This window comes from Mesorhizobium sp. W067, from assembly GCF_054719525.1.
Map to the genome: position 1 here is coordinate 272,579 of NZ_JBTTII010000001.1, position 24,136 is coordinate 296,714.

General features: G+C 64.2%; 23 protein-coding genes. 15 read left to right on the plus strand and 8 right to left on the minus strand.

All coding sequences use genetic code 11. From position 1 onward, the window contains the following. The first annotated feature begins 160 nt into the window (after positions 1-160). The gene (gene glyS / locus ACYG97_RS01230; protein ID WP_023732114.1) at positions 161-2,629 is read left to right on the plus strand and encodes a glycine--tRNA ligase subunit beta; all 2,469 of its coding nucleotides are present in this window, start codon (positions 161-163) and stop codon (positions 2,627-2,629) included. A 76-nt stretch (positions 2,630-2,705) separates the two neighbouring features. Here the strand turns inward: glyS and ACYG97_RS01235 are convergent, their stop codons facing one another. Then, complete coding sequence (locus ACYG97_RS01235; protein WP_023668461.1) at positions 2,706-3,095, minus strand: hypothetical protein; 390 nt, start codon at positions 3,093-3,095, stop codon at positions 2,706-2,708. A gap of 159 nt (positions 3,096-3,254) precedes the next feature. Then, a complete protein-coding gene (locus ACYG97_RS01240) occupies positions 3,255-3,707 on the minus strand; it encodes a hypothetical protein (protein WP_023732113.1) in 453 nt (150 codons plus the stop codon). Positions 3,708-4,079: 372 nt separating this feature from the next. Between ACYG97_RS01240 and ACYG97_RS01245 the strand changes: the two genes are divergently transcribed. From ACYG97_RS01245 to ACYG97_RS01255, 3 genes are all read left to right on the plus strand, one after another. Then, the gene (locus tag ACYG97_RS01245; RefSeq protein ID WP_023732112.1) at positions 4,080-5,045 is read left to right on the plus strand and encodes an L-threonylcarbamoyladenylate synthase; all 966 of its coding nucleotides are present in this window, start codon (positions 4,080-4,082) and stop codon (positions 5,043-5,045) included. Positions 5,046-5,063: 18 nt separating this feature from the next. Beyond that, positions 5,064-6,494, plus strand: a complete 1,431-nt coding sequence (locus ACYG97_RS01250; RefSeq protein WP_023732111.1) for an FAD-binding oxidoreductase — start codon at positions 5,064-5,066, stop codon at positions 6,492-6,494. 184 nt (positions 6,495-6,678) lie between these two features. Next, positions 6,679-7,245, plus strand: a complete 567-nt coding sequence (locus ACYG97_RS01255) for a DUF6101 family protein (RefSeq protein WP_023684357.1) — start codon at positions 6,679-6,681, stop codon at positions 7,243-7,245. Between the two features lie 174 nt (positions 7,246-7,419). Here ACYG97_RS01255 and ubiA read toward each other — a convergent pair whose 3' ends face one another. Continuing rightward, the gene (ubiA, locus tag ACYG97_RS01260; RefSeq protein ID WP_023732110.1) at positions 7,420-8,403 is read right to left on the minus strand and encodes a 4-hydroxybenzoate octaprenyltransferase; all 984 of its coding nucleotides are present in this window, start codon (positions 8,401-8,403) and stop codon (positions 7,420-7,422) included. Positions 8,404-8,454: 51 nt separating this feature from the next. Continuing rightward, entirely contained in the window at positions 8,455-9,366 is a 912-nt protein-coding gene (locus tag ACYG97_RS01265; RefSeq protein WP_023732109.1) for a LysR family transcriptional regulator, read from the minus strand. A 91-nt stretch (positions 9,367-9,457) separates the two neighbouring features. On the opposite strand from ACYG97_RS01265, the gene ACYG97_RS01270 reads away from it, so the two are divergent. Beyond that, positions 9,458-10,252 (plus strand): phytanoyl-CoA dioxygenase family protein, encoded by a 795-nt coding sequence (locus ACYG97_RS01270; protein ID WP_023706642.1) that lies wholly within the window; start codon positions 9,458-9,460, stop codon positions 10,250-10,252. 133 nt (positions 10,253-10,385) lie between these two features. Further along, a complete protein-coding gene (gene purD / locus ACYG97_RS01275; protein ID WP_023732108.1) occupies positions 10,386-11,669 on the plus strand; it encodes a phosphoribosylamine--glycine ligase in 1,284 nt (427 codons plus the stop codon). A 3-nt stretch (positions 11,670-11,672) separates the two neighbouring features. Here the strand turns inward: purD and ACYG97_RS01280 are convergent, their stop codons facing one another. Then, complete coding sequence (locus ACYG97_RS01280) at positions 11,673-12,785, minus strand: glycoside hydrolase family 25 protein (protein ID WP_033003791.1); 1,113 nt, start codon at positions 12,783-12,785, stop codon at positions 11,673-11,675. 448 nt (positions 12,786-13,233) lie between these two features. Between ACYG97_RS01280 and ACYG97_RS01285 the strand changes: the two genes are divergently transcribed. Together ACYG97_RS01285 and ACYG97_RS01290 are read left to right on the plus strand one after the other, a co-directional pair. Next, on the plus strand, positions 13,234-15,003 hold the full coding sequence (locus ACYG97_RS01285) for an acyl-CoA dehydrogenase family protein (protein WP_460221550.1): 1,770 nt from the start codon (positions 13,234-13,236) through the stop codon (positions 15,001-15,003). Between the two features lie 31 nt (positions 15,004-15,034). Next, positions 15,035-15,787 carry a crotonase/enoyl-CoA hydratase family protein gene (locus tag ACYG97_RS01290; RefSeq protein WP_023709883.1) on the plus strand — a complete coding sequence of 251 codons (753 nt, stop codon included), beginning with the start codon at positions 15,035-15,037 and terminating at the stop codon, positions 15,785-15,787. An 8-nt stretch (positions 15,788-15,795) separates the two neighbouring features. Here the strand turns inward: ACYG97_RS01290 and pdxH are convergent, their stop codons facing one another. Then, a complete protein-coding gene (gene pdxH / locus ACYG97_RS01295; protein WP_081725434.1) occupies positions 15,796-16,425 on the minus strand; it encodes a pyridoxamine 5'-phosphate oxidase in 630 nt (209 codons plus the stop codon). 28 nt (positions 16,426-16,453) lie between these two features. Here pdxH and ACYG97_RS01300 point away from each other — a divergent pair, with 28 nt between their 5' ends. Together ACYG97_RS01300 and ACYG97_RS01305 are read left to right on the plus strand one after the other, a co-directional pair. Next, a complete protein-coding gene (locus ACYG97_RS01300; protein WP_023732106.1) occupies positions 16,454-16,915 on the plus strand; it encodes an RT0821/Lpp0805 family surface protein in 462 nt (153 codons plus the stop codon). Positions 16,916-17,039: 124 nt separating this feature from the next. Beyond that, complete coding sequence (locus ACYG97_RS01305; RefSeq protein WP_023692090.1) at positions 17,040-17,969, plus strand: DnaJ C-terminal domain-containing protein; 930 nt, start codon at positions 17,040-17,042, stop codon at positions 17,967-17,969. Positions 17,970-17,988: 19 nt separating this feature from the next. Here ACYG97_RS01305 and ACYG97_RS01310 read toward each other — a convergent pair whose 3' ends face one another. After that, the gene (locus tag ACYG97_RS01310; RefSeq protein ID WP_023692089.1) at positions 17,989-18,624 is read right to left on the minus strand and encodes a TetR/AcrR family transcriptional regulator; all 636 of its coding nucleotides are present in this window, start codon (positions 18,622-18,624) and stop codon (positions 17,989-17,991) included. A 186-nt stretch (positions 18,625-18,810) separates the two neighbouring features. On the opposite strand from ACYG97_RS01310, the gene mddA reads away from it, so the two are divergent. The 3 genes from mddA (at position 18,811) to ACYG97_RS01325 (ending at position 21,225) form a co-directional block, all read left to right on the plus strand. Beyond that, a complete protein-coding gene (mddA, locus tag ACYG97_RS01315; RefSeq protein WP_023698505.1) occupies positions 18,811-19,545 on the plus strand; it encodes a methanethiol S-methyltransferase in 735 nt (244 codons plus the stop codon). Positions 19,546-19,769: 224 nt separating this feature from the next. After that, positions 19,770-20,591 (plus strand): enoyl-ACP reductase FabI, encoded by an 822-nt coding sequence (gene fabI / locus ACYG97_RS01320; protein ID WP_023727494.1) that lies wholly within the window; start codon positions 19,770-19,772, stop codon positions 20,589-20,591. 46 nt (positions 20,592-20,637) lie between these two features. Then, the gene (locus ACYG97_RS01325) at positions 20,638-21,225 is read left to right on the plus strand and encodes a histidine phosphatase family protein (protein WP_023732104.1); all 588 of its coding nucleotides are present in this window, start codon (positions 20,638-20,640) and stop codon (positions 21,223-21,225) included. 84 nt (positions 21,226-21,309) lie between these two features. Here the strand turns inward: ACYG97_RS01325 and ACYG97_RS01330 are convergent, their stop codons facing one another. Beyond that, positions 21,310-21,564, minus strand: coding sequence for a DUF1344 domain-containing protein (locus ACYG97_RS01330; protein WP_023732103.1), 255 nt, complete (start codon positions 21,562-21,564; stop codon positions 21,310-21,312). 183 nt (positions 21,565-21,747) lie between these two features. Here ACYG97_RS01330 and aroC point away from each other — a divergent pair, with 183 nt between their 5' ends. Beyond that, positions 21,748-22,863: a chorismate synthase gene (aroC, locus tag ACYG97_RS01335; RefSeq protein WP_023749360.1), complete on the plus strand. Its 1,116-nt coding sequence runs from the start codon at positions 21,748-21,750 to the stop codon at positions 22,861-22,863. 74 nt (positions 22,864-22,937) lie between these two features. Further along, a complete protein-coding gene (gene ribB / locus ACYG97_RS01340; protein WP_023732101.1) occupies positions 22,938-24,038 on the plus strand; it encodes a 3,4-dihydroxy-2-butanone-4-phosphate synthase in 1,101 nt (366 codons plus the stop codon). The last annotated feature ends 98 nt before the right edge of the window (positions 24,039-24,136 follow it).

Genomic DNA, 24,136 nt, shown 5'->3' on the forward strand with positions numbered 1-24,136 from the left:
ACGCGCAATCAGGGAGAAGGCATGCGGGTGGAGAAACTCTGATGCCTGATCTTTTGCTAGAACTTCGCTCCGAGGAAATCCCCGCCCGGCCGCGCAACCGCAGCGCCGGAGGCGCGAGGACGCGCAATCAGGGAGAAGGCATGCGGGTGGAGAAACTCTGATGCCGGATTTGTTGCTGGAACTCCGCTCCGAGGAAATCCCCGCCCGCATGCAGCGCAAGGCGGCGGGCGATCTCAGGAAGATGCTGACCGACGGTCTGGTCGAGGCGGGTCTGACCTATGACGCCGCGCGCGAATACTGGACGCCGCGGCGCCTGGCGCTCGATGTCAGGGGCCTGACCGCGCGCTCGAAGGATATCCACGAGGAGATCAAGGGGCCGTCGACGACGGCGCCGGAACAGGCGGTGCAGGGCTTTCTGCGCAAGGCAGGTCTTGCCTCGGCTGCCGAGGCGCATGTCCATTCCGATCCGAAGAAGGGCGATTTCTACGTCGCCCATATTTCGAAGCCGGGCAGGGCGGCGGAAGAAATCGTCGCCGAACTGGTGCCGGCCATCATTCGCGGCTTCCCCTGGCCGACATCGATGCGCTGGGGGCCGGCTTCGGCCAAGCCCGGTTCGCTGCGCTGGGTGCGGCCGCTGCAGACGATTCTGTGCACCTTCGGGCCGGAGACCGAGGAGCCGGTGGTGGTCGATTTCGAGATCGATGGCATCCGCTCGGGCAATATCACCTACGGCCATCGTTTCATGGCGCCGGGTGAAATCACCGTGCGTCGCTTCGACGATTACGTGACCAAGCTGGAAGCGGCCAAGGTCGTGCTCGATGGCGACCGCCGCAAGGAGATCATCCTTGCCGACGCCCGCAACCTCGCCTTCGCCAACGGGCTCGATCTGGTCGAGGACGAAGGGTTGTTGGAAGAAGTGTCGGGCCTGGTCGAATGGCCGGTGGTACTGATGGGCGAATACGAGCAGGCCTTTCTCGCCATTCCGCCCGAGGTGGTCCGGCTGACCATCCGTGCCAACCAGAAATGCTTTGTCACCCGGCCGCAGGGCGACGGCGAAAACCTTTCCAACCGCTTCATCCTCACCGCCAACATCGAGGCCAACGACGGCGGCAAGGAGATCGCGCACGGCAACGGCAAGGTGGTGCGCGCCCGCCTGTCGGATGCGCTGTATTTCTGGAAGACCGACCAGGGCGATCTGCCCGATCTGGGAGAGCTCGAGGCATCGGCGAAAAAGTTCGGCCTCGATCTGAAAAAGCCGCTCGACCAGCGCATGGCCCGCCTCGACCATCTCAACGTCACCTTCCACGCCAAGCTCGGCACGCAAGGCGAGCGGGTAGAGCGGATCAAGCTGCTGGCGCAAGAGATCGCGCCGACAGTGGCGCAGTCCATCTCCCTCCTCGAGGGGGAGATGGCCGGCAGGCCAGAGGGGGTCGCTCCGGCCGCCGCGACGCCGTCCGGTCTCTCGAAGAAAGAGGGAGTTGGCGCTCCACGCGAGACGACCCCCTCTGTCGCCTTCGGCGACATCTCCCCCTCAAGGGGGGAGATTGCCGCGCTCGCCGGGCGTGCGTCGGTGCTCGCCAAGGCCGATCTCACCACCGAAGTGGTCGGAGAATTCCCCGAACTGCAAGGCGCCATGGGCCGCAAATACGCGCTGCTGCAGGGCGAGCATCCGTCCGTGGCTGCAGCGATCGAGGAGCACTACAAGCCGCAAGGTCCGTCTGATCGCGTGCCGATCGATCCGGTGTCGATTGCCGTCGCGCTGGCCGACAAAATCGATACGCTGGTCGGCTTCTGGGCCATTGATGAAAAGCCGACGGGGTCGAAGGACCCTTACGCGCTGAGAAGGGCCGCACTGGGCGTGGTGAGGATCCTGATCGAGAATGGGATCTCACTGCCGCTGACATCGCTCTTCGATAGTGCCTATCAAACGGCGAGTTATCTCGCGTCTAAGGCTGGACGGGCCTTTGGCCCCGACCTCCTCGCCTTCTTCCACGACCGCCTGAAAGTCTATCTCCGCGACCAGGGTGCTAGGCATGATCTCATTGACGCCGTGCTGGCAGGTGGTGGAAGCGCGCCAATCTCCCCCCTTGTGGGGGCGGCGAAGCCGACAGAGGGGGGCGCTGTCCCGCCGACCTCTCATTCTGGCGCGCCCCCCTCTGCCCTGCCGGGCATCTCCCCCACAAGGGGGGAAATCGGCCAATCGCACTCGGATGACCTCCTGCAGATCGTGCGCCGCGTCGAGGCGCTCGGCTACTTCCTCGACACCGAGGACGGCAAGAACCTGCTCGCCGGCACCAAGCGCGCGGCCAACATTCTGGCCGCCGAGGAGAAGAAGAAAACGCGTGTCGCCGCGACTGTTGAGCCGGCGCTGTTTCGCGAGGAGGCCGAGAAATCGCTGTTTGCGGCGGTGAATCAGGCGGAGAGAGAAGCCGGCGAAGCGATTCAAAACGAAGACTTTTCCGCCGCCATGCTGGCGCTTAGCGTGTTGCGTGAACCGGTTGATTCATTTTTTGAACGCGTTCTCGTGAATGATGAGGACCAGGCCGTGCGCGCCAACCGCCTGGCGCTGCTGGCTCGCATCCGCACGGCCACCGATCAGGTCGCGGATTTTTCCAGAATAGCTGGCTAAGGGACGGACAAGCCCGAACACGGGCGGCGTTCACACGCCGCCCGTCTTGTTTTCAGTCCTCCCGAGGCTGACTCCGTCAGTCCTCCAAAATGCTGACATGCACGCTGTCTGAATAGACGTCGACCTGGATCAGCGGCTCGCCATTGACGATGGCGTTCCGTGTCGAGGAGCTCATCGCGCCACCGCGCTTCAGCATGCGTTCCAGATACGCGCGATCATCGTTGCTGCGGAACCAGTCATCGCCCTGGTCGTCGGCATCGCGCCGGTGGAACTTGTGCCAGTTGGCGCGGTCCTGCCGCACCATCTGTGCTGCGCTGCTCAGCTCATAGCCGTCGCTGGCATGGTGGTCGCGATCGGAAATGCGCGCGACGTAGGACCCTAGCTCGTCACCGGCCTGCGCGCCGCCGACACCTATAGGTGACGCCAGCAACAGGCCGGCAATAGTCAAAGATTTCGTCATGTTCATGATAACCCCTCGCTCTCCTAGAACCCGGCGCGCTCATGCCAAACCCGATTGGCGAAATTGGGGCCGCCGCCGCCAAGCCGATCGTGCGCCGGGGCGTCGATCGGCGTCAAGCGGCATGGATCGGCCGACTGTCTTGGCCGACTGTCTTGGCTGAATGGCCTACTCGGCTTTGCCGACGCCCTCGATCGGCTGCTGCGGTGTTGCTGCCGGCTGCGGCGCTGCCGGTTGCGACTCGGGCTTGCCGTTCGATGCCGTTGCAGTTCCTGCTGGTGCGGTCTCTGCCGTCGTCTCCGCTGCCGGCGCTGAAGTGCTCGCACTGGCCGGAGCCGGCGCGGCGAAGGCACCGCCGACGACGCCGCCGCGAATGATCATCGGATCCTGCCTAGGCTTTTCGGGGATCGCCGCGACCTTTTCATAAGTCACATCGGGCTGGGCATCGCCGAGCGCGACGATCGATGGCGACGAAGCGATCCTGACCGGTTCGGATCCGCCAACCTTGATGACCGATGGCGTCGAGGTCGAGACGCCGAGAAAGACGATCGACGAGGCGTGCGCCCCACCGGTCATCGCCGCCAGGGTGAAACCAAGCGCTCCAAGCACACGCATCGACATCGAAACCGTCCCCTTGCCCGACAAGCCGCCAGCCCTAACCGCAAATAGCCTTAACCCCAGTGGATTGATGCCGGCTTGCAGGGAAACGTAGCATTTTAGGCATTGATAATTCGCCAACGCCGGCTTGCCCGAAAACCACTGCCGTATTAGAGCAATTCCAGGAAAAGTGAGTAGCGGTTTTCCGTCCGGAATTGCGCAAAAACAAATACTTAGAGCGTTTCAGCGAACCGCTGAACCGCTCTAATGCATGTCGCTCAAAAGTGGCCCCGGTTTTGAGAGAACGACATGCATCAAAACAAAGACCTAAAGCGCGTCGCATGAATCCGGTTCAGCGCGACGCGCTTTAGGTCCGGTGCCTGTGAGGTGAAGCGAGTGGCTGAGATACTATCCGTCGGCGAAGCGATGGAGCAGGCGTTGGCGCTGCTCGAGGGCGGCGACGTCGTCGCTATCCCGACGGAGACCGTCTATGGACTGGCCAGCGACGCGACCAATGGCGTCGGCGTCGCCCGCATCTTCGAAGCCAAGGGCCGGCCGCGCTTCAACCCGCTGATCGCCCATGTCGCCGATCTCGCGATGGCCGAGCGCATTGCGATCTTCGACCCGCTGTCGAAGCGGCTGGCCGAGGCGTTCTGGCCGGGGCCGCTGACGCTGGTGCTGCCGCTCCGACCCGGCAACGGCATCCATCCGCTGGTCACCGCCGGGCTCGATACGATCGCGCTCCGCATGCCGAGGGGCTTCGGCGGCGAGCTGATCGCCAGGCTCGGCCGGCCGCTGGCCGCGCCCAGCGCGAACTCTTCGGGCAAGATAAGCGCCACGACGGCGCAAGCCGTGGCGGCCGATCTCGGCGCCAAAATCCGGCTGGTGGTCGATGGCGGCGCCACCCCGGTCGGGCTGGAATCGACCATCGTCAAGGTCGAAGGCAACAGCGTGCGGCTGCTGAGGCCAGGCGGCATCGCTGCCGGCGATATCGAGGCCGTCACCGGCCTCAAGCTGCAGCGCGGCGCGACGGCCGGCATCGAGGCGCCCGGCATGCTGGCGTCGCATTATGCGCCGGGCGCCGCGGTGCGGCTCGACGCGCAAAACGTGGTTGAAGGCGAGGCCTTGCTGGCCTTTGGCGTCCGCCGCGCCGAAGGCTGGCAAGCGGCGGCCGCCTTGCGCAACCTGTCGGCATCAGGCGATTTGCGCGAAGCCGCAAGCAATCTGTTCGCGTATTTGCAGGAACTCGACCGCAGCGGTGCGGCGACGATCGCCGTCGAGCCGATCCCGTTCGATGGGCTCGGCGAGGCGATCAACGATCGGCTGTTTCGTGCCGCTGCCCCCCGTGACAAGCTCGACTGAGCGCCATAGTTTGCGCCCATGAACGACTCCCCCTTCGATCTCGATCCCGCCCTCATCGACCGCTTCACTGCCATTGTCGGCGAAAAATATGCACTGAGCGACCAAGCCGATATTGCACCGTATCTTACCGAGCGGCGCGGTCTGTGGCATGGCAGGACCGCCTTGGTGCTGCGTCCCGGCAGCGTCGACGAGGTGAGCCGTATCATGCGGCTGGCGAGCGAGACGGGAACGCCGGTCGTGCCGCAAAGCGGCAACACCGGGCTGGTCGGCGCCCAGGTGCCTGACGCATCCGGCCGCGAGATCGTGCTTTCTTTGTCGCGGCTGAACCGCATTCGCGAGATCGACGTCTTCTCCAATACGGTAACCGTCGAGGCCGGCGTTATCCTGCAGACGCTGCAGGAAGCGGCCGATGCCGCCGACCGGCTGTTTCCGCTGTCGCTCGCCGCGCAAGGGTCCTGCCAGATCGGCGGCAATCTCTCGTCCAATGCCGGCGGCACCGGCGTGCTTGCCTATGGCAATGCGCGCGAACTCTGCCTCGGCGTCGAAGTGGTGCTGCCGACCGGCGAGGTCTTCGACGATCTGCGCAAATTGAAGAAGGACAACACCGGCTACGATCTGAAGAACCTGTTCGTCGGCGCCGAAGGCACGCTCGGCATCATCACCGCAGCGGTGCTGAAACTGTTTCCCAAGCCCAAGGGGCGCGAAGTGGCCTTTGCCGGCCTGTCGTCGCCGGAAGCAGCGCTTTCGCTGTTCAGCCTGGCGATGGACCGGGCAGGGGCGGCACTCACCGCCTTCGAGCTGATCGGCCGGCGTCCGTATGATTTCACGCTGCGCCATGCGCAGGGCGTCACGCGGCCGCTGGCGCAGGATTGGCCATGGTATGTGTTGATGCAGGTGTCGTCGGGCCGTTCGGCCGAGGACGCCAGGGGGCTGATCGAAGAAGTGCTGTCGGCAGGCCTCCAGCAAGGCATCGTCGGCGACGCGGTGATCGCGGCCAGCCTGGCGCAGGGCGACGCGTTCTGGAACTTCCGCGAGGTGCTGCCGGATTCGCAAAAGCCCGAAGGTGCTTCGATCAAGCATGATATTTCGGTGCCGGTGGCATCCATCCCGGCGTTTATCGAAAAGGCGGCCGGTGCAGTGGCTTCGGTCAGTCCGCAGGCGCGCGTGGTCTGCTTCGGTCATATGGGCGACGGCAATCTGCACTACAACATCTCCCGGCCGGAGGGCGGTGACGACGAAGCGTTTCTCGGCCTCTACCACGCCATGAACCATGCCGTGCACGATGTCGTGCGCTCCTTCCACGGTTCGATCTCGGCCGAGCATGGCATCGGCCAGTTGAAGCGCGACGAACTGATCGCCACCGCGCCGCCAATGGCGATCGAACTGATGCGCCGGGTGAAGGCCGTCTTCGATCCGGCCGGCATCATGAATCCCGGTAAGGTTATCTGATCCTTTCAACATTTTGTGGCTGGTCTCATTCCGATAACCATCGCCTGAGATCAGCAAAATTTAACTGACTTTCTTAAGCCGCGCGGCAGAAGCTCGCGCTAATGTTTCACACAACGAGGCCGGGAAAACTGGCCCGGTGGGATCCGTGAAAGCGGCTCTCAGGAGAAACACAGGAAGGCAGCAGATGAACAGTGTATTGAAGCCCGTCTGGGCCGGGCGCAACATGCGCCTCGACCCATTCCGCCTGCCGCAAGTGGTGAGCTATGCCACGCGCGACGACTATGGCGACGTTACCTTCACCATCGACCAGCGCGGCGCCGTCATCCGCCGCACGCTCGAGATGAGCGGCGTGCCGGCGATCATCGCGCTGCCCGCCAACGCGTTTCGCGGCGTCGCCGCCCGCGCGATGGAGGATGCGCAAGGCAATGTCACGGTAACCCTCGAACTCCTGCACAACGACCCGATGCTGTCGGTGCCGCTGCTGGTGGCCGACGATCTCGACGACGTCGCCGCCGACTGGCGCGCCTGGGCCGACGCCTACCGGCTGCAGATGCTGCTGATCGAATCCGACGGCATTGCCCGCACGCTTGAGGAATCGCTCGGCGCCGCCATCAAGGCGCTGCCGGCCAAGGATCGCCGCAAGGGCCGGGTCTCGACCACGCGCCGCCCGCGCTTCCTCGCCCGCCGCAGGGCCGGCGACCTCGGGCTGAGGCTGGTTATTGATGGCCAGGAGATTATTTCGAGAGAATAGAGCGCTCCTCTTCCTTCTCCCCTTGTGGGGGAAGGTGGATTGCCGCGAAGCGGCAAGACGGATGAGGGGTGTTCCAGGGAACGCCAACGCCTCACTCCGCTGGAGCACCCCTCATCCGTCTCGGCGCTGCGCGTCGATCCACCTTCTCCCACAAGGGGAGAAGGAAGAGGGAGCCTACACCAGCGGCTTCAGCGCCACCCACAGCGCACCGCCGATCAGGCCGAGGAAGATCAGCCAGCCGACCTGGTTGCTCGATTTGAACAGCCGCAGGCATTGATCGGGATCGTTGATATCCAGAACCGCTATCTGCCGCGCCATATGCGCGCCGGCGGCGATCAGCCCGGCCAGCGCCACCACCGGCGCCTGCACCGAGGCGAAGGCGATGGCAAAGCAGACCAGCGTGCCGCCATAAAGCCCGACCAGCCAGGTCTTGGTGTTGTCGCCGAACAGCCGCGCTGTCGAGCGCACGCCGACGATAGCGTCGTCTTCCTTGTCCTGATGCGCGTAGATGGTGTCGTAGCCGATCACCCACAGGATCGAGCCGATATAGAGCATGATGGCCGAGCCATCGAGATCGCCGAACTCCACCGCCCAGCCCATCAGCGCGCCCCAGGAGAAGGCGAGACCAAGCACGAATTGCGGCCAGTTGGTGAAGCGCTTCATGAAGGGGTAGACGGCGACGATCACCAGCGAGACGATGCCGAGCGGAATGGCGAAGTCGTTGAACTGCAACAGCACGACGAGGCCGACCAATGCCTGGATGACCAGGAATATCCAGGCCTGGCGGCGCGTCACCTTGCCGGCCGGCAGGGGCCGCGAACGGGTGCGCTCGACCTTGTTGTCGATGTCCTGGTCGACAATGTCGTTATAGGTGCAGCCGGCGCCGCGCATGGCGACGGCGCCGACAAAAAACAGGAACAGGACCCACGGCGACGGCAGCAATGTGAGCAACGGGTCGGTCGGGCGCGGATAGGCGCTGGCCGCAAGCGCTGCCGACCACCAGCAGGGCCACAGCAGCAATTGCCAGCCGATCGGCCGGTCCCAGCGCGCAAGCTGCGCGTAAGGCCACAGCCAGCGCGGCAATATCTTGTAGACCCAATGGCCGCTCGGCGCGTCGGCGACGCGGCCCTGTGCGGCTTTCGACTGGATGGTTTCCATCGTGCTGGAGTGGCAGCAGCGGCGTGCGCCGTCAAGCGGCCGCATTGTCGCTCAGGCGGTGAAAATATCGTGGCTGGCAAACCATTCCTTCGCCACCTCCGTGAAGGCCAGCGCCGCCTTCGACAGCCTTTGCCTTGTGTCATGGGTGAGGATGATGCGCTGCATCGGCAGCGGATCGGACAGCGGCTTGCAGACCAGCGGCAGCCCGTCATAACTCCTGTCGCCATAGGGCCTGGTGTAGCTCACCGCGACGCCGAAGCCGTTGGCGACCATGCTGCGCTGCAGTTCGAACGAACTCGCCGTCGATTGCGAGACCGGCGACAGGCCGCGGCTGAGGAACAGGTCCAGCATATGCTGCCAGCTATGCGGCTGGTCGGTGGTGATCAAGGGATGGGTCGCCAGCTCCGCCAGGCTGACGCTCGCCTGGCTGGCCAGTGCGTGGCCTTGCGGCAGAAGCGCGTGTGGCCGCAGCTCATGCAGCAGGATGCGGGCGAAGTGCGAGGGCAGGCCGAGATCGTAGGTCAGGCCGAGATCGATTGCCGCATCGCCGAGCCGCCGGCCCAGCGTCTCGAAGGTCTCGTCGCGGACCACCACGGTGACCGCCGGGCAGCGTTGCGAAAAAGCGCGGATCAGCGCCGGCGCGAAATAGGGCGCCAGATCCTCGAAACAGCCGAGCACAAGTTCGCCCCCGACATCGGCGTCGCGCGTCCCGAGCCCAACCAGTTCGTCCGCTTCGGCCAGCACCTGCTTTGCCTTCGCCACCGCGCTGCGGCCGAACGAGGTCAGCGCGATGCCGCTGCCGCGCTGGCGCACGAACAGTTTCTGGCCGAGCGTCGCTTCGACATTGTCGATCGCCACCGAGATCGACGGCTGTGAGACGTTCAGCATCCGCGCGGCCGCGGTGACGCTGCCGTGACGGGCAACAGTGACGAGGTAACGCAGCTGGGTGAGGGTCAGGTTCATAGAGTAAAGCTATAAGAGAGATGAGAAGTTATTATTTTACGCGATGTGCGGCGACTGCGATAGTCGGTCATCGAAACAGGGAAGACATGAGATGGCCGCCAGACATATTGATGCCGCAGCGATTGCCGACTACCAGCGCGACGGCGCGGTCTGCATACGCGGCGCCTTCAAGGACTGGGTCGGCACCATCGCCGCCGGCATCGAGCGCAACATGCAAAACCGCAGCGCCACGGCTTCGGACATCGCCAACGGCAAGGGCAGCTTCTTCGACGATTACTGCAATTGGGAGCGCATTCCCGAATTCGTCGACGTGGTGCGCAATTCCCCGGCCGCGGAACTCGCGGCAGCGGCGATGCAGTCGCGCAGCGCCCAGTTCTTCCACGACCATGTGCTGGTCAAGGAACCGGGCACGCAAAAGCCGACGCCTTGGCACCAGGACATCCCGTATTACTTCGTCGATGGCACCCAGACCGTCAGCTTCTGGATTCCGATCGATCCGGTCAAGGAAGCGACGCTGCGGCTGATCGCCGGCTCGCACAAATGGGACAAGATGATCCTGCCGGTGCGCTGGCTCGATGACAGCAATTTCTATGCCGGCGAGGGCGATTATCTGCCCGTGCCGGATCCAGACAAGGACCCGTCGCTGAAGGTGCTCGAATGGGAGATGGAGCCGGGCGACGCCATCCTGTTCGACTTCCGCACCGCGCATGGTGCGCGCGGCAATCCGACCGCGGCGCGTCGCCGGGCGCTGTCGCTGCGCTGGGTCGGCGACGATGCGCGCTATGTCGAGCGCCCCGGCCGTACCTCGCCGCCCTATCCCGGCCATGACATGAAGCCCGGCCAGAAACTGCGCGAGGACTGGTTCCCGGTCGTCTTCCAGAGCTGATACCGGCCGGGGACGCCGTGCTCTCGGCGCGACGTTCCCGTGCGCAACCGGTATGGCGCAAGGTAAAACTCTTGACCCGCGCCGCCCGGGGCAATAGCGCAGTCCCTGTCGTGAAATGACAAGGGACATCGGCATGCGCGTTTTGTTGATCGGCTCCGGCGGCCGCGAACATGCCCTGGCCTGGAAGATCGCGGCCTCGCCGCTTTTGACCAGGCTCTATGCCGCGCCCGGCAATCCGGGCATCGCCCACGAGGCCGAACTGGTCAAGCTCGACATCGCCGACCATGCCGCTGTTGCCAGCTTCTGCAAGGACAACGCGATCGACCTCGTCGTCGTCGGGCCGGAAGGCCCGCTAGTCGCCGGCATTGCCGATGACCTGCGCGGCGAAGGCATCCGCGTCTTCGGCCCGTCGAAGCGCGCAGCGAGGCTCGAAGGCTCGAAAGGTTTCACCAAGGACCTCTGCGCCAAATACGACATCCCGACCGCCGCCTATGGCCGCTTCACCAATCTTGCCTCGGCGAAAGCCTATGTCGAAAAGGTCGGCGCGCCGATCGTCATCAAGGCCGACGGGCTTGCCGCCGGCAAGGGCGTCACCATCGCCATGACGCTGGATGAGGCGCAAGCCGCGCTCGATGCCTGTTTCGACGGCGCCTTTGGCGACGCCGGTGCCGAGGTCGTGGTCGAGGAATTCATGACCGGCGAGGAGGCGAGTTTCTTCTGCTTGTGCGACGGCACCACGGCACTGCCCTTCGGCACCGCGCAGGACCACAAGCGCGTCGGCGACGGCGACACCGGCCCCAACACCGGCGGCATGGGCGCCTATTCGCCGGCGCCGGTGATGAGCCCCGAAATGGTCGAGCGCACCATGCGCGAGATCGTCGAGCCGACCATGCGCGGCATGGCCGAGCTTGGGGCGCCGTTCGCCGGTATTCTCTTCGCCGGGCTGATGATCACGGACAAAGGGCCGAAGCTGATCGAATACAACACCCGCTTCGGCGATCCCGAGTGTCAGGTGCTGATGATGCGGCTGAAGGACGATCTGCTGGTGCTGCTCAACGGCGCCGTCGACGGCCAGTTGGCGCACAGTTCGATCCGCTGGCGCGACGATGCCGCGCTCACCGTGGTGATGGCGGCACAGGGCTATCCCGGGACGCCGGAAAAAGGCTCGGTCATCCGCGGGCTGGAAGAGGCGGCCGGCGATGGTGTTGAGATTTTCCACGCCGGCACCGCCATCAATGGCGGCGCGCTGGTCGCCAATGGCGGCCGCGTGCTCAACGTCACGGCATCAGGCAAGACGGTGGGCGAAGCGCAAAGCCGCGCTTACGCCGCGCTCGACCGTATCGACTGGCCGCAAGGCTTCTGCCGCCGAGACATAGGCTGGCAGGCGGTGGCGCGGGAGAAAGCCAGCGCCACCTGAGCCTCAGCGCTCGCGAACCAGTTCCGTCGAAGCGGTGCTGACCGGGTCGGCGGCCTGCGAGAAGGCGGCCTCGAGCAGAGCCTCCGAACGATACGTGGTTCGCTTCCAGGCGACATACTCGGCAATGCCGAAGCGCGCGCGGCGCGGCACCGTCTTGACCACCGGCATGCGGAAGGCGGCGCGGAATGTCTGCCAGCGCGCGCCGAGCACCGCCACCATTTCCTCGACCGTCGGTGGCGTCGCCACATCGGCGTATGTGATGGTGACTTTGCCGGCGAGCCCGGCCGCGCGCGACACCGGCACCGGTATCGAGGCGAGGTAGTCGGGCGGCACGTCGATCAGGCCGCCGAAGGGCCATTGCTGGCGCAGTGCCGCCGCGTCCATCGGCGCGACGTTGACGTCGATGTCGTTGGGCGTGCCGGCGACGCGGTAGGGGCAGCGCAGGCGCCCGCAATTGGCCTGCGCCGAAAACTGCCACAGCGCATAGCCCTGCCAGTTGCCCATCGGAAAATGCACGTCGATGTCGGGCTTGTAGCGCGCATACCAGAGCGGCAGCCGCGACAACAGCCGGTATTGATAGCGGTTGTCGGCGATGTACTGGGCGGTCTTGCCGTTGGTGTAGAGGATCGGGAAACGGCCGAGGCGCCGGTGCACCTGGCGCACGAATTCCTCGGCATCGTCCAGCGACATCCATTGCGAGGGGTCGTTGCCTTCGAGGTCGAGGGCCAGGAGATCGTCCGGCGCCGGTTCGGCGAAATCGATGAAACTGTTGGCCTGCTCGAGCGGATTGCCGGGGCGGGCAAGATGATAGGCGCCCCATTTCAGCCCGAGCGCCTTGGCCACCACCTTGCGCGTCTGGAACAGCTCGCGCGTCACCGCAAAGCGTTTCCACAGCGTCTTGCAGAGTTTGACCGTGGTTTCGTCGCCATAACAGAAATAGGGCGGCGGCAACCCGTCGGAGGCCTTGTTGATGAAGCCGACAACGCGCTTGTCGGTGGCGAGCTGCGCCCAATCGATGGAATTGTATTCATAGGCGTCGACTACCAGCGCGCGGTCGCCATCCCGCCAAGGCTCGGAAAAGTCCGAGGCTGTAGCCGCTGATATCAGCGCCATCATCGCCGCGAGAGCGATCGCTGAGCGGCGAAGAATATGCGCCGGCGTTTTCAAACAGGGGACCCCCGCTGACCAAACACCGATGGTGGACCGGTATGGTTAAGGAAGTGCTTTCGGGCAGGAGTCCTGTCGCTCTCGCGACTTCTTCATTCTATGGCGAAGCAAGGAGCGAAGCGACGCGGCGCGGACCATAGTATGCATTCCGCGACTTCGAAGCGTTGCCACGGCGCAGAATTCTGCACCGTTGCGCCCCTAGCGCGAGGTCGCGACATGGTACTCGGCGTCCGCTACGCTCCCGCTCCACCCGTGGACGACGGAGTTCGCTACAAAATCCGCGTGACAAAGTTTGACGTTTACGTAAAAAGAAAGCCGGAGGCCGCCCAGAGGCGGGTGGTTTTGCATCGGCCCGGGTCCTAGGATCGAGCGGTCGGAGCAGCGGAGGAGAAGCGGCATGTACAAGGCCCCGGTCGACGACATTTCGTTCACGCTCAAGCATGTCGCCGGGCTCAAGCCGGCACTCGACAGCGGCGCGTTCGGGGACCTCGGCGAAGACCTTGTCGACGCCATCCTGGCCGAGGCCGGCCGCTTCGCCAGCGAGGAGGTGGCGCCGCTCTACAAGATCGGCGACGAACACGGCGCGATGCTGAAGGATGCAGCCGTGACCATGCCGCCCGGTTGGAAGGCGCTTTACCGCAGCTGGATCGACGGTGGCTGGAACGCGCTGTCGGGGCCGGAAGAATTTGGCGGCCAAGGCCTGCCGACCATGTTGGGCATGGCCGCGCTCGAAATGTGGAACTCCGCCGCCATGGCCTTCGGCATCGGCCCGACGCTGACCATGGGCGCCGTCGAGGCGCTGGACAAGCATTCCTCCGAAGCGCTGAAGGCAAAGTATCTGGCAAAGCTCGTCTCCGGCGAGTGGATGGGGACGATGAACCTGACCGAGCCGCAGGCCGGTTCCGATCTCGCAGCCCTGCGCAGCCGCGCCGAGCCTGCCGGCGACGGCACCTACCGCATCTTCGGCCAAAAGATCTTCATCACCTATGGCGAGCATGATTTCACCGACAACATCATCCATCTGGTGTTGGCGCGGCTGCCCGACGCACCGGCCGGCACGCGCGGTATTTCGTTGTTCCTGGTGCCGAAATTCCTGGTCAATGATGACGGCTCGCTTGGCGCCCGCAACGACGTCTTCTGTTCCGGCCTCGAGCACAAGCTCGGCATCCATGCCTCGCCGACTTGCACCATGATCTATGGCGACGGGTTCCAGGGTGCTCCGCCCGGCGCCATCGGTTGGCTGATCGGCGAGGAGAACAAGGGGCTCGCCTGCATGTTCACCATGATGAACAACGCGAGGCTTTGCGTCGGCATGCAGGGCGTGGCGGTGGCGGAAGCCGCGACACAGAAGGCGATCGCCTATGCCAATGAGCGCCGCCAGGGCAAGGCATCGGACTTTTCAGGCGCCGGGATGGCGCCGATCGTCCATCACCCCGACGTGCAGCGCAATCTCTTGACCATGAAGGCTTTGACCCAGATCGCCCGCGCCATCTCGTATTCCTGCGCCTATGCCATCGACTTTGCGCGTGTGTCGACAGGCGAGGAGGCCGCGCATTGGCGCGATCGCGCCAATCTGCTGACGCCGCTGGCCAAGGCCTTTTCCACCGATATCGGCGTCGATGTCGCATCGCTCGGCGTCCAGGTCCACGGCGGTATGGGCTTCATCGAGGAGACGGGCGCGGCCGCGCTCTATCGCGACTCCCGCATTGCGCCGATCTATGAAGGCACCAACGGCATCCAGGCGATCGACCTTGTAGCCCGCAAATTGCCGCTTGGCGGCGGCGAGCATGTGCATGGCTATATCGCCGAACTGAAGGCCATCGCCGACGAGGTGCGGACCTCGAACCTGCAGGGCTTCGGCCGCACCGCCGAAGCGCTTGACCAGGCGTTCGACGATCTCACCGAGGCGACGCGCTTCCTGCAGAAGCTGCTGGCCGACGGCCGTCTGGACGAAGCGCAAGCCGGTGCGACCCCCTATCTCAGGCTGATCTCGCTTGCTGCCGGCGGCGCTTATCTGGCGCGTGGCGGACTTGCCCAGCAGAGCCGCATCGCCCTTTGCCGCTTTTTCGCCGAAAACCTGCTCGGCGAAGTCAGCGCCTTGAAGGAACGCGTCATCGATGGCGCCGAGAGCCTCGCTACCGCCGGCAAGGCGCTGATAACGGCCTGAATACCAGAGCGCTCACCAGGGAAGAATGACCGTGACAGACCATATTCTCGTCGAGCGCCAGGGCGCCATCCAGATCATCCGCATGAACCGTCCCGACAAGAAGAACGCACTGACGCGCGCCATGTACGCGACAATGTCCAAGGCGCTGGCCGATGGCGATGCCGATCCGGCGGTCCGCGTCCATGTCTTCCTCGGTGTTTCAGGCGCCTTCTCTTCCGGCAACGATCTCGCCGATTTCCTGGTCATCGCCACCGGCGGTGAAGGCGGCAACGAGGTCTGGGACTTCCTGATGGCGCTGGCCAAAACGGAGAAGCCGATGGTCTCCGGCGTCGACGGCATTGCCGTCGGCATCGGCACCACGCTCAATTTGCATTGCGACCTGACTTTCGCCACGCCGCGCACGGTGTTCCGCACACCATTCGTCGACCTCGGCCTGGTGCCGGAGGCGGGCTCCAGCCTGCTGGCGCCGCTCATCCTCGGCAGGCAGGGCGCCTTCGCGCTGCTTGGGCTCGGCGAAGGTTTTTCCGCCGAACGCGCCAAGGCCGCCGGCCTGATCTATGAGGTGGTCGAGGAGGGCGGGCTAGAAGCCGCGGTACTCGCCGCGGCCGGCGCGATCGCCGCCAAGCCGCCGCAGGCGCTGAAGATTGCGCGTGACCTGATGCGCGCCCCGCGCGACGAGCTTGTCGCCCGCATCAAGGTGGAGAGCGAGCATTTCTCCGAGCGGCTGAAGTCCGACGAAGCGCGCGCCGCGTTGACGGCGTTTATGACCAGGAAGAAGGCCTGAACCTATCCTCAGGGATAAAGCCGTGTCTTGTCCCAGCCGCCCTCGGCGTTGCGCGAAAAGACCAGCCGATCGTGCAGCCGGAATGGCCGGTCGTGCCAGAACTCGATCGCCTGCGGCACGATGCGGAAGCCCGACCAGTGCTTTGGCCGCGGGATTTCGCCGATAGGGTAGCGCGCCGTGTATTCGGCCACCGCCTTCTCCAGGGCAAAGCGGCTTTCCAGCGGCCGCGACTGTTTCGAAGCCCATGCGCCGATCCGGCTGCCGCGCGGCCGCGTCGCGTAATAGGCGTCGGCTTCAGCGTCGCTGACGATCTCCACCGGACCGCGTATGCGCACCTGGCGGCGCAGCGATTTCCAGTGGAAGCACATCGCCGCCTTCATGCTGCCAAGAATCTCGCGGCCCTTGGCGCTCTCGAAATTCGTGTAGAAGACAAAGCCGCTTTCATCGAAACCCTTGAGCAGCACCATCCGCACATCCGGCATGCCGTCGGCATCGACGGTTGCAAGTGCTACGCCGTTGGCGTCGTTGATTTCGCTTTTCTTGGCGTCCTCCAGCCACTCGGCAAAGAGCCGGAACGGCTCGGCGGCTTCGGTAAAGTCACTACTTGTTAACTCAGTGTCACTCATAGTTTTTCTCAAATTGTCTCGAGCTTCAGGAGGTTGCCGATTGTCGCGTATCGCGCAAGCTTTTGACAGCGGGCAATGGAGCGTTATCGCTTCGGCCAGTTCGAAAGCCGTGATCGTGATTATCGCACTGCCGCTTGCCGCCTGCGGCGCCGGCGGCTTCAGCCTGGAAAAGGCCGAGGTCGATCGTTCCATCGTCACCTCAAGCGCGCCGGCCAGGGTGACATCGACGGACGCCGACAGCGCTTCCGACCAGACCACGATCGGCAATGCGGTGTCTTCGGCCGACATCGAGGAGCTTCGCGGCCAGGCCGTGCCCTGGGCGAATGCCGACACCGGCTCGCGCGGCTCCATCACTGAACTCGCCGAAGTGCAGGACAACGGCCAGGCCTGCCGCAGCTTTACCGCCTCGCGCGAGAGCTTCGACGGCGTCACTTTGTTCAAGGGCCAATTGTGCATCGCCGCGGCCGGCGGCTGGCACATGCAGGACTTCAAACCGCTCTGATTTTCCAGGGTTTTCGGGCGCCGCAATTTCAGCCTCGATAAGCCTGCGCGCCACTGGAATTTCTTCCTATGGGAGCGCATATAAGGGCCAACGTGGATTTAACTCATTTTCCAGGGCAGGACGCATGCGCGACCCCTATGAGGTGCTGGGCGTTGCCAAGAACGCATCGGCCAAGGACATAAAATCGGCCTACCGCAAGCTCGCCAAGAAGTATCATCCGGACCAGAATCCGAATGATCCAAAGGCCAAGGACCGTTTTGCCGCCGCCAATCAGGCCTATGAGGTCGTCGGCGACGAGAAGAACCGTGCGGCCTTCGACCGCGGCGAGATCGACGCCGACGGCAAACCGAAATTCCAGGGCTTCGAGGGCGCGGCCGGCGGCGGCGATCCGTTCGGCGGCTTCCGCCGCCAGCAGGGCGCCGGCGGCTCGCGCTTCGAATTCCGATCGGGGCGTCCGGGCGGCGATCCGTTCGACGGCAACAGCGATATCTTCAGCCAGATTTTCGGCGACGCCTTTTCAGGCGCGCGTGGCGCCGGAACAGGCGACCGCCGCCAGCAGGCGACCGCCGCCGATCTGAACGTCACGCTCGACGTCACCATCGAGGAGATAGCGACCGCCGAAAAGGTGACGGCGATGTTTCCCGACGGCCGCAAGATTGCGGTCAAGCTGCCGGTCTATGTCGAGGACGGACAGACCATCCGGCTGAAGGGCCAGGGCGAGCAGGGGCCGGGACAGCCGGGCGATGCGCTGGTCAAGATCCGTATCCGCAGGCACCCGCGCTACCGCATCGAGGGCCGTGACCTGCATGCCGATCTGGAGGTAGCGTTGGCCGACGCGGTGCTGGGCGCCAAGGTGCCGGTCGACACGCCGACCGGCAGGCTGGCGGTCAACATTCCGGCCTGGTCGAGCTCCGATAAGGTGCTGCGCCTGAAGGGCAGGGGCTTGCCGGAAAAAGCGGGTGGCCATGGCGATCTCTACGCCCATGTCCGCATCATGCTGCCGGAAGGCGGCGACAGCGAACTCGAAGCGCTGATGCGCAGCCGCAAAGGCTGACGCGGCCCGACTTGGCTGGCTAGCTGCCGGGCGCTGCTTCCTCCATCCGCCGGATGGTTTCGCCGAAGCGGCGCAACGCCTGCCGCACCGGGACATGCGGGCTCTCGATCTCAAGCAGGATCATCGTCTCGCTGCCGAGGAATGCGGCGCTGACCAGGCTGGTCACTTCGGCGGCGGAGAATGGCCCGAGGCCGCCGAACCGCCGCTCCGCCTCTTGCGCCAGTCCGTCCAGCAGTTCGAACCAGCCGCGCAGGTCGCGGCGCACCGCCTTGGCGATCTCGGGGCTCGACAGGCTTGCCGCGATCATCTCGTGCAGGATCCGGACATAGCCGGACGCCAGATCATCGTCGAGGAAATCGCAAGCGCGCTCCCAGCGTTGCCACAGCGGCATAGGTGCCGCAAAAGTCTCCGCCTGGCGCTTCAGCAGGCCCTCGTTCAGATGGTCGAGCAGGGCCAGGAACAGCCGTTCCTTGGAGCCGAAATGGTAATGGATCTGGCTGAGCGGAACGCCGGCGATCTCGGCAACGCGGCGCGTCGACAGATCGGCATAACCGCCTCGATGGAGGCATAACTCGGCAGCCGAAATCAGTTCGGCGCGCGTGTCGCGCTTTTGCTTGTTCTGCGGCGGGGTAACGGCTTCGGCAGCGTCCGTCATGCGGCGTGGCTGCCGCTGGTAGCGATGCAATCTGGGCGGATCATAGCTTCTCCTGTCCGGGGCTGGACGTCCCTCCACTCTATCTCGGTCGAGCGACCGATCAAGTTGACTCGCCAGAAAATTTATGGTTTTTGACGCTGAATTCGGTCGACCGACCGAATCCTGATGCTTGCATGGAGGGCACTCATGGCGGGCGTAATCACCCTTATCTACGGCGTTGCCGCATACCTGATTTTTCTCGGTTCGTTTCTCTATGCGGTCGGTTTCGTCGGCAACATGGTCGTGCCGAAATCGATCGATTCCGGAGTCGCTGGAAGTCCGGCCGAAGCCGTCATCGTCAATGCGCTGCTGCTCGGTCTTTTCGCCGCCCAGCACAGCATCATGGCGCGGCCGGTTTTCAAGCGCTGGTGGACACGGATTGTCCCGCACGCGGCCGAACGCAGCACCTATGTGCTTCTGGCCAGCCTCATCCTGCTGCTCCTCTACTGGCAATGGCGGCCGATTCCCGGTCTCGTCTGGACGGTCGAGAACCCGGTCTGGGTCGCCGTCATCCATGGCGTGTTCTGGCTCGGCTGGGCGGTATTGTTGACCAGCACCTTTCTGATCAACCATTTCGAACTGTTCGGCCTGCGCCAGGTTCTCGCCGCTTTGCGCAAGAGCGAACCGGCGCCGCCCGTGTTCAGGACGCCGCTGTTCTACAAATGGGTCCGGCACCCGCTCTATGTCGGCTTTCTCCTGGCCTTCTGGGCGACGCCGTCCATGACATGGGGCCATCTTCTGTTCGCGGCGGGCAGCACCGGCTACATCCTGCTCGGCATCTTCCTCGAGGAACGCGATCTCGTCGCGATGTTCGGTGACCAGTACCGCCTCTACCGCAAGCAGGTGGGAATGCTCATTCCCTGGCGCAAAATGGCTGGATAGGGCCGATGCGTTGCCGACCAGCCGATTCGGCTGGTCGGCCGGGCCTGGGCCGTCAAGGCGCGCTGGCCGCAGTGAGGCGTTCGAATCTCACAACAACGTTATTATCCCCCATTCGTTGTCACGCCGAGTGTCTGAATTGAACGCGCGCCCCGTCTGCGCTTGATGCGCCTTTCTGCCTGTGCGATAGGCACTCCAAAGCAGAAAATCTTTCGGAGAGCGCTGACATGGCGGGTGGACAGGGCCTTATGGCCGGCAAGCGCGGCCTTATACTGGGCGTCGCCAACAACAGATCGATTGCCTACGGCATCGCCAAGGCCTGCGTCGACCATGGCGCCGAGATCGCGCTGACCTATCAGGGCGAGGCGTTCAAGAAGCGCGTCGAGCCGCTGGCTGCGGAATTGGGCGCCTTTGTCGCCGGTCATTGCGATGTCACCGATCCGGCGAGCCTCGACGAGGTGTTTGCCAATGTCGCCAAGCATTGGGGCGGCAAGCTCGATTTCCTCGTCCATGCCATCGCTTTTTCCGACAAGGACGAACTGACCGGACGCTATGTCGAGACGACGCGCGACAATTTCCTGCGCACCATGGACATTTCGGTCTATTCCTTCACCACCATCGCCAAGCGCGCCGAAGCGTTGATGACCGATGGCGGCTCGCTGCTGACGCTGACCTATTACGGCGCCGAAAAGGTCATGCCGCATTACAACGTCATGGGTGTCGCCAAGGCCGCGCTCGAAGCCAGCGTGCGCTATCTCGCCGTCGACCTCGGCGGCAAGAAGATCCGCGTCAACGCCATCTCGGCCGGGCCGATCAAGACCTTGGCTGCTTCGGGCATCGGCGACTTCCGCTACATCCTCAAGTGGAACGAATACAATTCGCCGCTGAAGCAGACCGTCACCCAGGAAGAAGTCGGCGATTCCGCCGTGTATTTCCTGTCGGACCTGTCGCGTGGCGTCACCGGCGAGGTGCACCATGTCGATTCCGGCTATCACGTCGTCGGCATGAAGGCGGTCGACGCGCCGGATATTTCGACCGTCAAGGAATAGTTCTGCCGCGGTTTCCGCCTGCCTGTCCTGATTTCCGGAAGACCTGATGGTTCCGCTCGTCTACATCGTGCGCCATGGCCAGACGCAGTGGAATGCCGAGTCGCGGCTGCAGGGCCAGGCCGACACCGATCTCAACGCGCTCGGCCGCGAGCAGGCGACCCGCAATGGACGGCGGCTGGCCGAACTGATCCAGAATCCTGAGGATTTCGACTTTGTCGCCAGCCCGATGAAGCGGACGCGCGAGACGATGCAGCGGCTACGCTTGGCGATGCAACTCGATCCCGATGCCTACCGCACCGACCCGCGTCTGGTCGAGGTGCACTTTGGCGACTGGCAGGGCTTTACCTATGCCGAACTCGATGCGCGAATGCCGGGCTCGGCGAAGGCGCGACGGCGCAACAAATGGAATTTCCAGCCGCCGGGCGAGGGCGCCGAAAGCTACCAGATGCTGCTCGAACGGGTGAAGCCGTGGTTCGACGCGCTCGACCGCCAGACGGTCTGCGTCACGCATGGTGGCGTCGTGCGGACCCTGTTTCGGATGGTCAAGGGTGTTTCCGAACACGAAGCGGCAAACCTGGAAGTGCGGCAGGACCGGGTGCTCAGGCTGCAGGACGGGCGTCTGGATTGGCTTTAGGTTCGAGCAGATAAAAACAGGACGACCGTCCTGTTTATCCGGGCAGGGCTCCGCCGAACGGCAAGGGCCTGTGCGATGTCGGTGTTACTCGGTGTCGGGCAGTTCCATGTCGGTGACGACGTTCTCGCCATTCGTCACGTCATAGGCAATGACGATATCCATGCCCGGTCTCAGCGAATCGAGATCGGTCTCGGCGTTGAGCTTGAAGGACTTGCCGTCCTCCAGCGTCAGCGTCAGCGCGTCCTTGTCGACCTTCTTGATCAGGCCTTCGGTCTGGCCGGCATAGGCGGCGGTGGAAATCAGCAACATGGCGGCAGCAGCGCCAATCAGGGTACGCATCGTCGTCCTCTTTGTCATTGCGCCTGCACGGATGGCGGCGAGCTTTCAACGGGCGGATGGAAGAGAGCAGAAACCAACCGAATGTGTCAAAACTAAAACCGCCGGATCACAGTTTGACCGCTGTGGAAAACGCCAATAGAACGCACCTTTGATCCGGTCCGCTGCCGGGCAGGGCTAAAATTCATGTCTCACAACACGTTCGGCCATCTCTTCCGCGTCACCACCTGGGGCGAAAGCCATGGCCCGTCGCTCGGCTGTGTCGTCGATGGCTGCCCGCCCGGCATCCGCTTCACACGGGCCGAAATCCAGGCCGAACTCGACAAGCGCCGCCCCGGCCAGTCACGTTTTGTGACGCAGCGCCGCGAACCGGACGAGGTGAAGGTGCTGTCCGGCTTCATCCTCGACGAGGACGGCGAGTCGATGATCACCACCGGCACGCCCGTCTCGATGCTGATCGAGAATATCGACCAGCGCTCCAAGGACTATGGCGAGATCGCCCGCCAGTACCGCCCCGGCCATGCGGACTACACCTATGACGTCAAATACGGCCTGCGCGACCATCGCGGCGGCGGCCGTTCTTCGGCCCGTGAGACCGCCGCTCGCGTGGCGGCCGGCGCCTTGGCGCGCAAGGTGGTGCCCGGCATGGTGGTGCGCGGCGCGCTGGTCTCGATGGGCGAGAAATCCATCGACCGCGCCAACTGGAACTGGAATTTTATCGGTGACGCCGAAAACCCGTTCTTCACCCCCGATCCGGCGTCCGTTCCCGTCTTCATGCAATACCTCGACGGCATCCGCAAATCCGGCTCCTCGGTCGGCGCGGTGATCGAGATCGTCGCCGACGGCGTGCCCGCCGGACTTGGCGCGCCGATCTACGCCAAGCTCGACCAGGACATCGCGTCCGGCCTGATGTCGATCAACGCCGTCAAGGGCGTCGAGATCGGCAACGGTTTCGAAGCCGCCCGCATCACCGGCGAACAGAATGCCGACGAGATGCGCATCGGCAATGACGGCAAGCCGGTCTTCCTGTCCAACAATGCCGGCGGCATTCTGGGCGGCATCTCGACCGGCCAGGCGATCGTCGCCCGCTTCGCCGTCAAGCCGACCTCGTCGATCCTGACGCCGCGAAAATCCATCGACAAGGACGGCAACGACGTCGACGTCATGACCAAGGGCCGCCACGACCCCTGCGTCGGCATCCGCGCCGTGCCGATCGGCGAAGCCATGGTTGCCTGCGTCATCGCCGACCATTATCTGCGGCACCGGGGACAGACAGGCCGGGGATTAGGCAGTAGGGATTAGGCAATAGGCCAGCCCATCCTTCCTTCCCTAACTCCTACTGCCCAACCCCTATTCCCTGCGAGCGAAGCGAGCCAATGCCATACGATCAGAAGAAAATCGTCGAAGCCATCCGCGCCTTCGAGCGCGGCGAGATCGTCGTCGTCATGGACGATGACGGGCGTGAGAACGAGGGCGACCTGATCGTTGCCGCCGTGCATTGCAGCCCGGAGAAAATGGCCTTCATCATCCGTCACACCTCCGGCATCGTCTGCACGCCGATGCCGCGCGAGGAGGCCAAGCGGCTCAATCTGCAGCCGATGGTCGCCGACAATGATTCCGCCCACACCACGGCCTTTACCGTCAGCGTCGATTTCAAGCATGGCACCACCACCGGCATTTCGGCCGAGGACCGCACGCTGACCGTGCGCAACCTGGCCAACGGCAATGTCGGCGGTTCGGATTTCGTGCGGCCCGGCCACATTTTTCCACTGATCGCGAGGGAAGGCGGCGTGCTGATGCGTTCGGGCCATACCGAAGCCGCCGTCGACCTGTGCAGACTTGCCGGCCTGCCGCCGGTTGGCGTGATCTCGGAGCTGGTCAATGACGACGGCACCGTCAAGCGCGGCCCGCAGGTTGCGAGCTTTGCCGAGGAACACGGCCTCAAGCAGGTCTCGGTCGCCGACCTCATCGCCTACCGGCAGCGCAAGGAAACGCTGGTCGAACGCGTCGCCTGCTCCGAAATCGACACACTCGGCGGCAAGGCGCAGGTCTTCACCTACACGCTGCCTTGGGATTCCATGCACCATGTCGCGGTCGTTTTCGGCGACATCCGTGACGGCGAGGACGTCCCGGTGCGGCTGCATTCCGAGGATGTGGTGACCGACGTGTTCGGCACCAGCCACCGGCTCGACGCCATTATGAAGGCGATGGGCGAACGCAAGCGCGGCGTCATCGTTTACCTCCGAGAGGGTTCGGTCGGCGTCGCCCATCAGGAGCGCAACCGGCCGATGAGTGCCGACCGTGAGGACCACGAAGAGGCCCGCCGCCGTGAGAACGAGTGGCGAGAAATCGGCCTCGGCGCCCAGATCCTGAAGGACCTCGGCATTTCCTCGATCAACCTGATCGCCTCGCGCGAGCGCCACTATGTCGGGCTTGAAGGCTTTGGCATACATATCGCCAAGACCGAGATTATCTAGTTCGTCGCGCAAGAGCGACGCTGCCGAAAAAATTGCGCGGGCAGGTCGCCTGCTTCTGCGATTTGCTGAAGGCTCCACGCGTTCGTCATCCTATGGCG

Excerpts from the sequence above, each read along its gene's own strand:
- glyS (WP_023732114.1), top strand. The coding sequence starts at position 161 with ATGCCGGATTTGTTGCTGGAACTCCGCTCCGAGGAAATCCCCGCCCGC.
- ACYG97_RS01235 (WP_023668461.1), bottom strand. The coding sequence starts at position 3,095 with ATGAACATGACGAAATCTTTGACTATTGCCGGCCTGTTGCTGGCGTCA.
- ACYG97_RS01240 (WP_023732113.1), bottom strand. The coding sequence starts at position 3,707 with ATGTCGATGCGTGTGCTTGGAGCGCTTGGTTTCACCCTGGCGGCGATG.
- ACYG97_RS01250 (WP_023732111.1), top strand. The coding sequence starts at position 5,064 with ATGAACGACTCCCCCTTCGATCTCGATCCCGCCCTCATCGACCGCTTC.
- ACYG97_RS01255 (WP_023684357.1), top strand. The coding sequence starts at position 6,679 with ATGAACAGTGTATTGAAGCCCGTCTGGGCCGGGCGCAACATGCGCCTC.
- ubiA (WP_023732110.1), bottom strand. The coding sequence starts at position 8,403 with ATGGAAACCATCCAGTCGAAAGCCGCACAGGGCCGCGTCGCCGACGCG.
- ACYG97_RS01265 (WP_023732109.1), bottom strand. The coding sequence starts at position 9,366 with ATGAACCTGACCCTCACCCAGCTGCGTTACCTCGTCACTGTTGCCCGT.
- ACYG97_RS01270 (WP_023706642.1), top strand. The coding sequence starts at position 9,458 with ATGGCCGCCAGACATATTGATGCCGCAGCGATTGCCGACTACCAGCGC.
- purD (WP_023732108.1), top strand. The coding sequence starts at position 10,386 with ATGCGCGTTTTGTTGATCGGCTCCGGCGGCCGCGAACATGCCCTGGCC.
- ACYG97_RS01280 (WP_033003791.1), bottom strand. The coding sequence starts at position 12,785 with ATGATGGCGCTGATATCAGCGGCTACAGCCTCGGACTTTTCCGAGCCT.
- ACYG97_RS01285 (WP_460221550.1), top strand. The coding sequence starts at position 13,234 with ATGTACAAGGCCCCGGTCGACGACATTTCGTTCACGCTCAAGCATGTC.
- ACYG97_RS01305 (WP_023692090.1), top strand. The coding sequence starts at position 17,040 with ATGCGCGACCCCTATGAGGTGCTGGGCGTTGCCAAGAACGCATCGGCC.
- ACYG97_RS01310 (WP_023692089.1), bottom strand. The coding sequence starts at position 18,624 with ATGACGGACGCTGCCGAAGCCGTTACCCCGCCGCAGAACAAGCAAAAG.
- mddA (WP_023698505.1), top strand. The coding sequence starts at position 18,811 with ATGGCGGGCGTAATCACCCTTATCTACGGCGTTGCCGCATACCTGATT.
- fabI (WP_023727494.1), top strand. The coding sequence starts at position 19,770 with ATGGCGGGTGGACAGGGCCTTATGGCCGGCAAGCGCGGCCTTATACTG.
- ACYG97_RS01325 (WP_023732104.1), top strand. The coding sequence starts at position 20,638 with ATGGTTCCGCTCGTCTACATCGTGCGCCATGGCCAGACGCAGTGGAAT.
- ACYG97_RS01330 (WP_023732103.1), bottom strand. The coding sequence starts at position 21,564 with ATGCGTACCCTGATTGGCGCTGCTGCCGCCATGTTGCTGATTTCCACC.
- aroC (WP_023749360.1), top strand. The coding sequence starts at position 21,748 with ATGTCTCACAACACGTTCGGCCATCTCTTCCGCGTCACCACCTGGGGC.
- ribB (WP_023732101.1), top strand. The coding sequence starts at position 22,938 with ATGCCATACGATCAGAAGAAAATCGTCGAAGCCATCCGCGCCTTCGAG.